Annotated in this window: 7 protein-coding genes, 1 rRNA gene and 2 riboswitches; all 8 genes read right to left on the reverse strand. The window is 43.4% G+C overall.

All coding sequences use genetic code 11. The features are described 5' to 3' along the window. Positions 1 to 21 precede the first annotated feature (21 nt). The 8 genes from C4B60_RS16955 to C4B60_RS16995 all read right to left on the reverse strand — a co-directional run bounded on the left by C4B60_RS16955 (position 22) and on the right by C4B60_RS16995 (position 13,078). A 16S ribosomal RNA gene (locus C4B60_RS16955) occupies positions 22 to 1,572 on the reverse strand. A gap of 423 nt (positions 1,573 to 1,995) precedes the next feature. After that, complete coding sequence (gene ptsG, locus C4B60_RS16965; RefSeq protein ID WP_104059229.1) at positions 1,996 to 4,068, reverse strand: glucose-specific PTS transporter subunit IIBC; 2,073 nt, start codon at positions 4,066 to 4,068, stop codon at positions 1,996 to 1,998. 170 nt (positions 4,069 to 4,238) lie between these two features. Next, positions 4,239 to 5,078 (reverse strand): glucose PTS transporter transcription antiterminator GlcT, encoded by an 840-nt coding sequence (gene glcT / locus C4B60_RS16970; protein ID WP_104059230.1) that lies wholly within the window; start codon positions 5,076 to 5,078, stop codon positions 4,239 to 4,241. A 125-nt stretch (positions 5,079 to 5,203) separates the two neighbouring features. Continuing rightward, the gene (locus tag C4B60_RS16975) at positions 5,204 to 6,538 is read right to left on the reverse strand and encodes an NCS2 family permease (RefSeq protein WP_104059231.1); all 1,335 of its coding nucleotides are present in this window, start codon (positions 6,536 to 6,538) and stop codon (positions 5,204 to 5,206) included. Positions 6,539 to 6,665: 127 nt separating this feature from the next. After that, a riboswitch (purine riboswitch) is annotated at positions 6,666 to 6,767 on the reverse strand. A gap of 82 nt (positions 6,768 to 6,849) precedes the next feature. Further along, positions 6,850 to 8,403 (reverse strand): glutamine-hydrolyzing GMP synthase, encoded by a 1,554-nt coding sequence (gene guaA / locus C4B60_RS16980; protein WP_104059232.1) that lies wholly within the window; start codon positions 8,401 to 8,403, stop codon positions 6,850 to 6,852. Positions 8,404 to 8,555: 152 nt separating this feature from the next. Then, a riboswitch (purine riboswitch) is annotated at positions 8,556 to 8,657 on the reverse strand. 37 nt (positions 8,658 to 8,694) lie between these two features. Further along, complete coding sequence (locus C4B60_RS16985) at positions 8,695 to 10,920, reverse strand: transglutaminase TgpA family protein (protein ID WP_104059233.1); 2,226 nt, start codon at positions 10,918 to 10,920, stop codon at positions 8,695 to 8,697. Then, positions 10,917 to 12,092: a DUF58 domain-containing protein gene (locus C4B60_RS16990; RefSeq protein ID WP_245154037.1), complete on the reverse strand. Its 1,176-nt coding sequence runs from the start codon at positions 12,090 to 12,092 to the stop codon at positions 10,917 to 10,919. Before C4B60_RS16990 ends, C4B60_RS16985 begins: the two co-directional genes overlap by 4 nt. 41 nt (positions 12,093 to 12,133) lie before the next feature. Beyond that, entirely contained in the window at positions 12,134 to 13,078 is a 945-nt protein-coding gene (locus C4B60_RS16995; RefSeq protein WP_104059234.1) for an AAA family ATPase, read from the reverse strand. Positions 13,079 to 13,342: the final 264 nt, after the last annotated feature.

Below are 13,342 nucleotides of genomic sequence, written 5' to 3' on the forward strand. Positions count from 1 at the left end.
AGCCATCGGCCATTTCCTTAGAAAGGAGGTGATCCAGCCGCACCTTCCGATACGGCTACCTTGTTACGACTTCACCCCAATCATCTGTCCCACCTTAGGCGGCTGGCTCCATAAAGGTTACCTCACCGACTTCGGGTGTTACAAACTCTCGTGGTGTGACGGGCGGTGTGTACAAGGCCCGGGAACGTATTCACCGCGGCATGCTGATCCGCGATTACTAGCGATTCCAGCTTCATGTAGGCGAGTTGCAGCCTACAATCCGAACTGAGAACGATTTTATGGGATTAGCTCCACCTCGCGGTCTCGCTGCCCTTTGTATCGTCCATTGTAGCACGTGTGTAGCCCAGGTCATAAGGGGCATGATGATTTGACGTCATCCCCACCTTCCTCCGGTTTGTCACCGGCAGTCACCTTAGAGTGCCCAACTGAATGCTGGCAACTAAGATCAAGGGTTGCGCTCGTTGCGGGACTTAACCCAACATCTCACGACACGAGCTGACGACAACCATGCACCACCTGTCACCACTGTCCCCGAAGGGAAAAGTCTATCTCTAGACCGGGCAGTGGGATGTCAAGACCTGGTAAGGTTCTTCGCGTTGCTTCGAATTAAACCACATGCTCCACCGCTTGTGCGGGCCCCCGTCAATTCCTTTGAGTTTCAGCCTTGCGGCCGTACTCCCCAGGCGGAGTGCTTAATGCGTTAGCTGCAGCACTGAGGGGCGGAAACCCCCCAACACTTAGCACTCATCGTTTACGGCGTGGACTACCAGGGTATCTAATCCTGTTTGCTCCCCACGCTTTCGCGCCTCAGTGTCAGTTACAGGCCAGAAAGTCGCCTTCGCCACTGGTGTTCCTCCACATATCTACGCATTTCACCGCTACACGTGGAATTCCACTTTCCTCTCCTGCACTCAAGTTCCCCAGTTTCCAATGACCCTCCCCGGTTGAGCCGGGGGCTTTCACATCAGACTTAAGGAACCACCTGCGCGCGCTTTACGCCCAATAATTCCGGACAACGCTTGCCACCTACGTATTACCGCGGCTGCTGGCACGTAGTTAGCCGTGGCTTTCTGGTTAGGTACCGTCAAGGTACGAGCAGTTACTCTCGTACGTGTTCTTCCCTAACAACAGAGTTTTACGATCCGAAAACCTTCTTCACTCACGCGGCGTTGCTCCGTCAGACTTTCGTCCATTGCGGAAGATTCCCTACTGCTGCCTCCCGTAGGAGTCTGGGCCGTGTCTCAGTCCCAGTGTGGCCGATCACCCTCTCAGGTCGGCTACGCATCGTCGCCTTGGTGAGCCGTTACCTCACCAACTAGCTAATGCGCCGCGGGCTCATCCGTAAGTGATAGCCGAAACCATCTTTCAGCCGGCTCTCAGGAGAGAGCCGGAATTATCCGGTATTAGCCCCGGTTTCCCGGAGTTATCCCAGTCTTACGGGCAGATTGCCCACGTGTTACTCACCCGTCCGCCGCTAATCGTTTGGAGCAAGCTCCAAACGATCCGCTCGACTTGCATGTATTAGGCACGCCGCCAGCGTTCGTCCTGAGCCAGGATCAAACTCTCCGTAAAGTGTTTGAAAAGCTCATTTGTTTCATTTAAATCAAGAATTAACGTTGACGTTTTTGGTTGTTTAGTTTTCAAGGTTCAATGTGCTTCTTCGCACCGCTCTCTCAAGCGACTTAACTATAATAACATGTGTTTCATATTCTTGTAAAGAGTTTTTTTATAAGATGTTTACTATTTTTTCCTCACTATATAATGAAAGAGAAAAAATAGAAAACAAAAAAACCTACATAATTTATGAAATTACTTATCTCTCAAACGAGAGCTTTATTAATTTACCACACCTCCTAGTTCGACGTCAATATATTTTGGGACAATTTCAGTATAAACTATTATTCAGAATATTTCAACTTATATTTTTAAAATTTTTATTTTTTCTCTTTTTAAGAAAAAATAAAGGGAGCCACAAGCGCGGCTCCCTTACCCTGACTATTTGATATCAATGATATCACTGTCTCCAGCATGGACATTTTTTTTAGTAACTGCCACTTCTTCCCCGTTCATGAGGTTTGTAAAAATGATAGGGGTAATAATAGAAGGAACATTCGCTTCTACAAACTCCAAATCTACTTCTAATAGAAGGTCCCCAGCTTTTACAGTGTCCCCTTCTTTTACTTTCGTTTCAAATCCTTCCCCTTTTAGCTTAACTGTATCAATGCCAAAGTGGATTAGGATCTCTCTTCCCTGATCGGATTCAATTCCAATTGCATGTTTAGTCGGAGAAACATTTACAATTTTTCCGTCAACAGGTGAAAATACTTCTCCGCTTGATGGCACAATCGCAAAACCGTCTCCCATCATTTTACCTGAGAACACCTGATCCGGCACTTCTGTAATTGGCACTGCACGGCCGTTTAGAGGTGAAACAAAGCTATGAGATGTTTCAGGGTTATTCTGCATTGCCGGTGAAACTGTTTCATCAATTTCTTTTTCAACTTCAGCGGAAGTATCAACTTTAACCGGTCTTGGTGATTTCCCGTCCATAATATCTTTCATTTGATGCTTCAAGCTATCAGAGCGCGGACCAAAAATCGCTTGTATATTATTTCCGATTTCAAGCACTCCGGCAGCTCCTAATCTTTTAAGCTCTTTCTTATTTACTTGAGATGGCTCATTTACTTGAATTCGAAGTCTCGTGATACATGCATCCAGGTTAGAAATGTTTGACGAGCCGCCAAATGCATCCAGAATGTCATATGGCAGATCAGATTTCGATGAAGCTTTAGCTGGTGTATCTTCTTCTCCTTCATCCGTCTCTCTTCCCGGAGTAGCCAGGTTAAATTTACGGATAGCAAACCGGAAGCCGAAATAATAGATTAATGCAAACACAGCACCTACCGGCAGAACAAGCCACCAGTTTGTTTGAGAATTAAGGACACCGAATAATAGGAAGTCTATTAAACCGCCTGAGAATGTCATACCGATTTTTACATCTAAAAGGTGCATGGTTAAAAATGATAATCCGGCGAATAATGTATGCACAGCAAATAATAGCGGCGCAACGAAAAGGAAAGCAAATTCAATCGGCTCTGTGATCCCTGTCAGGAATGCAGTCAGTGCAGCAGAACCCATAATACCTGCCACAAGTTTTTTCTTTTCGCTGCGTGCTTCATGATAAATTGCAAGTGCAGCAGCAGGAAGTCCAAACATCATAAACGGATACTTCCCAGTCATAAATGTTCCTGCAGTTAAATCTTGTACGTTGTCTCTAATTTGGGCATGGAAAATATGATTGTCTCCGCGTACAGTGTCTCCTGCAGCATTAACATAAGATCCAAACTCAAACCAGAATGGTGTATAGAAGATATGGTGAAGACCAAACGGAATCAAAGCACGCTCAATAACTCCAAAGATAAAGGCAGATAGAGCCATGTTAATTCCGAGCAGGCTGTTCGAGAAATAATTTAAACCACTTTGGATAAACGGCCACACAAGAAGCATAGCGAGTCCAAGCAATACTGCTGATCCAGCAGTTGCAATTGGGACAAAACGTTTACCCGCAAAGAAGCCAAGATAGGTTGGAAGTTCAATATCATAGAAACGGTTGTACATAGATGCTGCAAGAGCCCCGACGATTATCCCGCCAAACACCCCGCTTTGCAAAGTAGGTATCCCGAGTACTAAGGCGTGGGCAGGGTCAACATTCTCACCCGTCACCATGCCCAAGTCCAGCTGAAGCGCTGTTCCCATTGTTGCATTCATAATTAAATACCCAACAATTGCAGCAAGTCCGGCAACACCATCTCCTCCTGCTAAACCGATGGCAACCCCAACAGCGAATAGTAATGGAAGATTATCAAATACAATTCCGCCTGACTCTTCCATTATACTTGCCACCATGACAATCCAGTCATTTGTTAGGAAAGGCGCGAGCGCTGTTAGCGTATCATTTTGCAGCGCATTACCAAAAGCTAACAGCAAACCTGCTGCAGGGAGAATTGCGACCGGAAGCATTAAGGCTTTACCGATCTTCTGCAATGAGCCAAATAATTTTTTAAACATAATAGCCTCCTATAGTTTAGTATTGATTAATTTCACACAAACAAACAAAAAAGGCATGAGTGAAGAAGGTATTAAAAAGCAGACAAGTGTGAAATCACATGTCGAAGCTTTTATTACCTTCCTTACTCATGCCTGATCGAATCAGTAACACGTAAAGAATTGTAATAGATCTATTTCATTTTTGTTTGAATACGCTGCAGATGCATTGTAAGATATACTGCTTCTGCTTCGTATACTGGTTTTTTTAATGTCTGCTGCATGATCTTAATCAGTTTCCATGAGAGATTATAGCATAAGGGATATTCTTCTTTCAACAGTTTTGCTATTTTTTCCGGTTCATCCACCCGCTCTCCCCGGATTACCCGTTCGATCGTATAGCGAATATGGCGAACCAGTCTCATATAATCGATACTTTCCCGATCAATCTCAACATCAAATTGCTGTTCGATAACCTGAATCAGCTTGCCGATCATTTGCGAATGAGAGCTGATTTCATGCACATTTCGATTCATCATCGCACTATGAATATGAAGCGCGATAAACCCTATCTCACCTTCGGGCAAATATATGTGGGCACGGTCATTAATCAGCTTTACAACTTCTTTTGCTATTTCATATTCATAAGGATAAAGCGCTTTAGTTTCTAATAAAAAGGGATTGGAAATAGCCATTCCCCTCATCAGCCGATTGACTGCAAAGACCAGGTGATCTGTTAGCGCTACGTGAATATGTTCGTTTAAGAACGTTTTTGTTCTTTCCCGAATTAATTCAATAGAAGAGATAATTACTTTCAGTAGGTCATCCTCTACATATGGAAGAAGCTTTTTAAATTGCTCCTGCTCCGAATGATTTCGGAGCACAAAAAGCTTTTCGATCTCGGATTGTTTAATGGAGGCTTGAACCTGCCTTTTGAAGCCGATCCCTTTTCCGATCAGAACTACTTCTGTTTCCAGCTCATCCTGTGCAATCAGCACATTATTATTAAGGATTTTTGTTATCTTATAAGCCATTTATCATTCACATCCCATTATGGTAAGGATCGCAAGTTAACCCTGAAGCTTTAAATTAGGTACAAGGACATAAGTAGAAACCAATTAAAAAAGAAGCCTAGGATTACGGCTCCTTTTTTAGCTTATTATGAAAGGAATATGAAGTAAAGAATAAAGATTACAAACAGGCCATACATAATGGGATGAATTTGTTTTGCTTTTCCGCTGACAATCATCGTAATCGGATAGAAGATAAAGCCGATCGCAATTCCTGTCGCGATGCTGTAGGATAATGGCATGGCAATAATAGTTAAAAATGCAGGCACAGCAATTTCAAAACGTGTCCAGTCGATTTTGCCAAGAGCTGATACCATCAGCACTCCCACAATAATTAAAGCAGGAGCAGTAACTGCACTCGTAATAACCTCTAATAAAGGAAAGAAGAAAATTGATAGTACAAATAATAGCGCCGTTACGACAGAAGCAAATCCGGTACGGGCACCTGCTGCTACCCCTGAAGTGGATTCAATATAAGAAGTAGTTGTTGATGTTCCAAGAACGGCACCAAATACAGTTGCCGTTGAATCAGCAAATAATGCACGGCCTGCACGAGGCAGCTTGTTATCCTTCATAAGGCCAGCCTGATTTGTTACAGCAACAAGGGTCCCGGCTGTATCAAAGAAATCAACGAATAAAAATGTTAAAACAACAACCAGGATTTGAATCGTGAACAGTTCACCAGGACTATTGAAGATCGGCTCAAGAGCTGCACCAAATGTAGGCGCAAGACTCGGGGCGGGCTCTACTATGCCGCTTGGTCTGTCGATTAACCCGACGATCATTCCGACAATAGCCGTTAAGACAATCCCAAAAAAGATACCGCCATTAATCTTACGTGTCATGAAAATAACTGTAATAAAAATACCAAATATTGCTAGCAGTGTGCTCCCCTGCGTAAGATCTCCAAGCGCCACCATCGTGTTAGGATCACCTACGATAATGCCGGCATTCTGAAGGCCGATGAAAGTAATGAATAATCCGATCCCTGCACCTACTGCAAATTTCAGTTCAGCTGGAATAGAATTAATAATTTTCTCACGAATGCCTGTAAGAGTAAGAACCATAAAGATAAGTCCTGAAAATAAAACACCTGTTAAAGCTGTTTGCCATGGAATTCCTTGCGTAAGAACAACCGAGTAAGCAAAAAATGCGTTCAGTCCCATACCTGGAGCTAAGGCTATCGGGTATTTTGCAATGACTCCCATAACAAGTGAACCGATCGCAGCAGCTAAAGCTGTTGCTACGAATACAGCGCCATAGTCCATACGGAGCGCGTCCGGCAGCCCCTCTACATCCATAAGCGTAAGCGTAATCGGATTTACTACCAGAATATACGCCATTGCAAGGAAGGTCGTCAGCCCCCCTATAATTTCTCTGCGGTAATTAGTACCGAGCTCTTCAAACTGAAAATACTTTTTCATTCCTTGTCCCTCCAAAATTGTTCAATCCGTATAACGAGAAAAAGCCTCTAAACGATCGTTGTCGTTTGGAGGCTGAATTTATCGATTGAAAGGCTAAAAGATCCATTATGCTGGAGCTTTTACGTGTCCTATTCATTCAATACCTCGTAGTCAAGCCATTTACGGTGGCTTGGTAGAAACTTTCGGGCCCTATTCCCGACGTTATACGACGAATGTCTATTCAATTAATCTAGTTAAATTGTATCAGGATCACAAAAGTCAGTCAATCCTAAATACGAACATTGTCGAATATTTTTGTTGGAAATATTCGCTTATTCCCATTCAATGGTGGAAGGCGGCTTGCTCGTAACATCATACAGCACGCGGTTGATTGAATTCACTTCATTCACCAGTCGTACTGAGATCTTCTCAAGTACATCCCATGGAATACGCGCCCAATCAGATGTCATCCCGTCAATGGATGTAACAGCACGAATCCCGATCGCATAATCGTACGTACGCGCATCTCCCATAACCCCTACACTTCTGATGTCAGGTAGAACCGTAAAGTATTGCCAGATATCTCGGTCAAGGCCGGCTTTTTTAATTTCTTCACGCAGGATCCAGTCAGATTCACGAACAATTTCGAGCTTCTCATCTGTAATTTCACCAAGCACACGAATTCCAAGACCAGGTCCCGGGAATGGCTGACGCCACACGATATCATCCGGAATGCCGAGCTCACTTCCAAGTGCACGCACTTCATCCTTAAATAATGTATTTAATGGTTCAATCAACGTAAATTCCATGTCTTCAGGAAGCCCGCCTACATTATGGTGGGACTTGATTGTTTGCGCAGTGGCTGTTCCACTTTCAATAATATCTGTGTAAAGGGTGCCTTGGGCGAGAAAGTCAAAACCTTCAAGCCTTTTCGCTTCATCATCAAAAACATAAATAAATTCATTTCCAATGATTTTACGTTTTTGTTCAGGATCTGAAATCCCTTTTAACTTCGATAAGAAACGATCCTGTGCATCGATTTTAATCACATTCATATTGAAGCCATCAGCAAATGTCTTCATGACACTTTCCGCTTCTCCCTTACGAAGAAGGCCGTGGTCAACAAACATACATGTCAGCTGATCACCGATTGCTTTATGAATAAGTACCGCTACAACAGAAGAGTCAACTCCTCCGCTCAATGCGCAAAGCACTTTACGGTCCCCGACTTCATTACGGATTTTTTCTATTTCAATTTCGATATAGTTTTCCATCGACCATTCACCTTTGCACTCACATGCGTCAAAAACAAAGTTTTTAAGCATGTCATTGCCGTGAACAGAATGACGAACCTCCGGATGGAATTGAACGGCATATAATTTTTGATCTTCGTTGCTGATTGAAGCGATCGGGCAGGAAGGGTTTGTTGCTACTACATCAAATGATTCAGGTGCTTCTACCACAAGGTCTCCGTGGCTCATCCAGACAAGCTGATTAGTCGGCAGCCCCTTGAATAATCCTTTTGCTTCCTTCACATCAATTTCCGCTTTCCCATACTCACGGTTTCTCGCTTTTTCAACCTTGCCCCCAAAATGCATCGTCATTAGCTGCATCCCATAGCAGATCCCAAGAACAGGAATACCAAGATCAAAAATCCGCTCATCAGCGCGGAATGAATTTTCATCATAAACGGAGTTTGGTCCGCCTGAGAAAATAATTCCTGCCGGGTTTAATTCTTTAATTTCCTCAGCTGTAATGGTGTGCGGGTGAAGCTCGCTGTAGACGCCAAACTCACGGATACGGCGTGTGATCAGCTGGTTATACTGACTGCCAAAGTCGAGTACAACGATCATTTCCTGATTGTGCATTTCTTCCTTACCTAGCATCGTGTCACCTCATAAATCAAATTTTTATAATCTGTCAACAGAATAAAAAAAGAACGCAGGCATGAAAAAGAGCACTAACTCCTTCCCTTCAAGCGTTCCGGCTTTTTCACATCAGGCAGTCTTTTTAACAAAGATCCTCAAAATTCGACAATCATCAAAAAGACCGCCCTCATAGTCAAATCATTTAAGGTGATTTGGTAGAAACATTCGATCCATATTATCGAACATATATGAAGGGGCGTATTCTGTTTCTGTTAATTGAAATCATTTTAACGTTTGAAATGACGCGGGTCAACCGGTTGTACGTTTAATTAAATTTTCCCATAATTCACGCATATCACGCCAATTAGGCTCCTGCTTCTCCTGACGGTACAAAATCCGTTCATACTGTGCGGTCAGTTTGCCCATTTCATTTGTACCGAAAAAGGCATCAATTTTTTTCGCATAATCACGAAGCGTCTGGTTTTCTTCCCGTTTTAATCCGTATCGATCCAGCTGCTTTAATAGGGACATATAAGCTTTGACGAAAATATCGTCGTCCTTTTTGAAGCTGTAATAAAGAATCAGCACTCTCGGGAGCCAGCGGAAACGCATTCGGTAAATCAAGGTCATAAGAGCTGCAACTAGCAAAGTGGAGAAAATTAAGGCCATTCGGTTTTCAGTAATAAAGGCGCGGACGTTTTCCCAGAAGGTAGTAGCTGATACACCCTGCCCTTCCATTCCTGTTTCATCCGTCGGCCCTTCATCTTCTAAAGGAACCGGAGTCGAAGTATCTTCCTGTTCTTCAGGCTCTGTTTCTTCAACAGGCTCTGTATCCCTATTTGTTTCTATATCATAGTCAAGAGATACGTTGCTCGAATAACCGATTGTCGGTTCAAACGGCACCCAGCCAACTGAAGGGAAAAATACCTCTACCCAGGAGTGGGCATTATTATTCGTTACCTCATACTCATTAAGACCGCCTTCTACCTGACCAATCATTTCCCCGTCTGTATATCCCTTTACCCAGCGTGCAGGAATATCAACAGCACGCAGCAGGACAGTCATTGAAGTAGAGAAGTTATCACAGTATCCTCTTTTTGTATCAAATAAAAATTGATCAACGTAATCCTCTCCTTCTCCAGGGACAGGAATATTCTCCTGGTCGTAGGTAAAATCATTTTGAGAGAAATAACGTTCAATCGCTTTCGCTTTTCCATACCAGTTGTCTTCATTCTCTGTAATTTCTTCTGCTAAATCATAGACCCGATCAGGAAGCTCTTGAGGCAGCTGCAAATATTGATCCAGCTCGCCAGTTTCGCTGAATTCACCAAGCTCGGTCGTTTCTCTAAGAGCTGTCAAGCTATATCTTGGCTCTTCAAAGGTCCATTCATAGGTGTCCAGCTCCACTCGTTCAGGGCCGTTAAAGGAAGTAATCTTTTCGTTTACAGGATCGAGTACAAAGCGCTCAGCATCTCCTTCTTCCAGCTGAAGCGGATTATAAGGATAGACAACATGGTTGTATGGCAGCTGAATATCAAAAGTGGCTGTTACAGGTTCTTCTTCCTCGTTAACTACAGACAGCTCCAATGGGACTTCTTCCCCGATCGTAAAACCAGGCCCTTCCCCTGTTATAGCAGAAGAACTTTCCCAGCCCTTTCCTGTATACCGGTCCTTCATTTCAATGCGCCAATACTGAGGTGCGTTCGTGACTACTGTAAATACTGTCGTATCATCCCCGACAAAGGATCCGCCAAGCTGGGAATCATCCACGCCGTACCCAAGACGGTTAACGCCGCCCGTTCCAGTCCCATTACCACCGGCAATGCCTGTAATAAACGGGACAGGATCATCCCAGATCGGCTCTGATTTAGGAGCTGCATAAGCAGCTACTGAACTAAAAGCGATCATTACTACTAATGGGACAATCCATTTTTGATACTGATTAGCTGACTGCTTTAATTGCTCCTGATCCAAAATCCGCTGCAGAGTCAGCATTCCCATTAATAAGAACCCGATTAAGATGATTCTGACAATCGAGAATTCAGCACTGTAAGGACTGAACGTGTCTAAGAGCGCCACATAGATGACCGTAAACAGGTAAAACAGAAATAACTGCTTTCGTACAGAAATCCAATAATGAATTAAATAAGTGGTAAGCCACAGCAAAATGAAAAATAACAGGCTGCGGTAAACATCACTGACTGCATTCCAGTCCTGCTGAATCGTCAGGGCAAGGCTTCTTCCAATAGAAGCGATAAAATCAGGAATCCAGGAGCCGAATTGAAGAAAGGCAGCTTCAAAATAAAGCTGCTGAAGAACCGCAATAATGAACCCGATTTTAAAGAGGCCGGAAATTCTCCAGTCTAATCCAAAATAATACAAAAGCAAAGACAAGCCCGCAAACATAACAAAGAAATGCAAAAAGCCTGTATTAGTAATTTGATCAATTGGACGGACCCATTCCCAAAGCAGCATAAAGCTTAAGAAATACAGCACAAAAAAGATGAGTTTTGAAAACCCGGAAGAACGAATCACGCCTGTTTCACCTCCGAAAAAACATTAGCAAAATGGCCGGCATAGCTCTCTTTTACAAGAATTCCTTTTGATGAAGCCAACGCCTTAATCTGCTGCTCCTCACTACTGCCTTGTACACCTTTTGCTTTAATATAAAAAATCATCACCGTACTTGTCTTGGAAGACTCATGGATCTGTTCAATAAGTTCACGTGTTAATTGGGATGTTACGACCATCATGATAGCTGTAGGCGCCATGCTGACGCCTTCTGTTTTTATGACTTCATTAAAAGACCGCCTGCTGTCAGGCTGCACCTTCGCGAGCTGATAGTCAATCTGTCTCTGATGGAGCTCTCCGCTCTTAACCGGCACCAGCTGATTTGATGAACCCGACGAGAAATAACCTGCCTGGGCGCCTTTTTTCAGCACAGCACGGCTCAAAGAAGAGGTAAATGTTACCATATCTTCAAATAATAAAGAAGGTGTACGGTCCAAGACGAAGAACGTATCGTGCGACTTCCGCTCTTCAAATTCCTTTGTCATTAAATCATTTGTCCGCGCAAAGGACTTCCAATGGATCCAGGAAACCCGATCACCCGGCTGGTATTCTCTCAAGCCGGTAGCAACTGTTGTATCCCGCTGAATTTTCATATCTGCCGAGGCTGCCCCTTGATCAAACCGTACATTCAGAGGCTGATAATTCATCTGGACGTATGAAGGGTAAACTAAAATAACATCCTTCAGGTGAAGCCTCCTGCTTTTTTGAAATATGCCGAGAAAATCGCCCGTTTTTATTTCAAGACTGGTAAAATCATGCTCCCCACGAGGAAGATTTTCAATCTCGTATTCCAGCTTTATTGTTTTTTTAAACCAAGGATAAATCAATTTCTTCACTTGAGAGACTTGAGAGGTGGAAAAAATACTTGTTGAAACCTGATCTTCCAGGACTAAGTAAAACAGAGGGACGGGGAAGCTTCTTTTTAATTGAATAGTAATAATAACACTTGAACCAGCTTTTAATTCCTGTGATTTTATACTGCGGGACACGGTGAAGTCAGATAAAGGATAAATCATGACTAGAAGGGAATAAAGAGAGAATGGCAAAAAGCTGTAGAATAAAAACCAGCTGACAAACCCTCCCTGAAACATGGCAAAAGCAAAGGTACCTGCAAGGAGCACCAGAACAAGAAGCACCTTGCTTACCTCCTGAAGCCGATTCCAAAGGTGTTTCATCATTATTTCGCGAGCCTTTGTACCGGAACTCGGGTCCTAGCAACAATTCTCTCAATTACCTCTTCCGCCTTAATACCTTCATATCTGGCTTCTGAATTTAATATAATCCGGTGCGAGAAAATATAGCTGGCTAAAAACTGCACATCATCCGGCAGTACATAGTCTCTTCCATGGAGCATGGCATATGCCTGACTTGCCTTCATTAAAGCAATAGAACCTCGGGGACTTACGCCCAGATAAACATTTGCATGCGAGCGGGTCTTGCCTGCAATTTCCACGATATAGCTTTTAATGGTATCATCTACTAAAACTTCCTTTACTTCCTTTTGGAGCTGCTGAAGCTCTGGAAGTGAAATAACCGGCTGAAGTTCATCGATCGGAGAAGAAAACTGGATTCGATTTAACACTTCCATTTCTTCCTGAGCGCTTGGGTAGCCCATTTTCATTCTTAATAAGAAACGGTCAAGCTGGGCTTCCGGCAGCGGATAAGTACCTTCGTATTCTATAGGGTTTTGAGTAGCCATTACAAAAAACGGCTTCTCAAGCGATCTAGTAACTCCATCAACGGTAACGCTTCCCTCTTCCATCCCTTCAAGCAAAGCCGATTGGGTTTTAGGAGATGTACGGTTAATTTCATCGGCAAGGACAATATTCCCCATGATCGGGCCTGGACGGAATTGAAACTCCATTTCCTTAGGGTTATAAATAGAAACGCCCATTACATCTGACGGCAGTAGATCCGGCGTGAACTGTATCCGGGTGAAATTTGCCCCAACTGACTTAGCAAGTGCGCGAACCATCATGGTTTTACCAACACCAGGAACATCCTCAAGTAAAATATGCCCCTGTGCCAATAAAGCCACTACACTCAACTCAGCCACTGTACGTTTTCCAATCATGACATTTTCAATATTATGCAGTATTGTTTCCAACTTAGCGTGATACATTTTATTCCCTCCCGGACATGTTCATATAGAGCTGTATGCAATCTATGTTAAAGTTCCAAAAATCCACTAAAATCCAATAATATAAGCCATTCTACTACCAATCATACGCTATATTTCGAATATAATAAACATTCCTGCTTTAAGAAAAGCGGAAGTGCCCGGTTAGCTCCGACAAGCACAAGGCAGTTCACGAGGAGGGCGTTCTTTACCACCGCAGTGAAATGACTTGTGACTCGAGGAGCTGGGCACTGCAGCTGGACATCA

Origin of the sequence: Jeotgalibacillus proteolyticus (assembly GCF_002926065.1) — a bacterium.
Lineage (GTDB): Bacteria > Bacillota > Bacilli > Bacillales > Jeotgalibacillaceae > Jeotgalibacillus > Jeotgalibacillus proteolyticus.

Bases quoted from the DNA above. Each gene is read 5' to 3' on its own strand.
- C4B60_RS16975 (WP_104059231.1), bottom strand. From the start codon at position 6,538: ATGAAAAAGTATTTTCAGTTTGAAGAGCTCGGTACTAATTACCGCAGA.
- ptsG (WP_104059229.1), bottom strand. From the start codon at position 4,068: ATGTTTAAAAAATTATTTGGCTCATTGCAGAAGATCGGTAAAGCCTTA.
- guaA (WP_104059232.1), bottom strand. From the start codon at position 8,403: ATGCTAGGTAAGGAAGAAATGCACAATCAGGAAATGATCGTTGTACTC.
- C4B60_RS16995 (WP_104059234.1), bottom strand. From the start codon at position 13,078: ATGTATCACGCTAAGTTGGAAACAATACTGCATAATATTGAAAATGTC.
- glcT (WP_104059230.1), bottom strand. From the start codon at position 5,078: ATGGCTTATAAGATAACAAAAATCCTTAATAATAATGTGCTGATTGCA.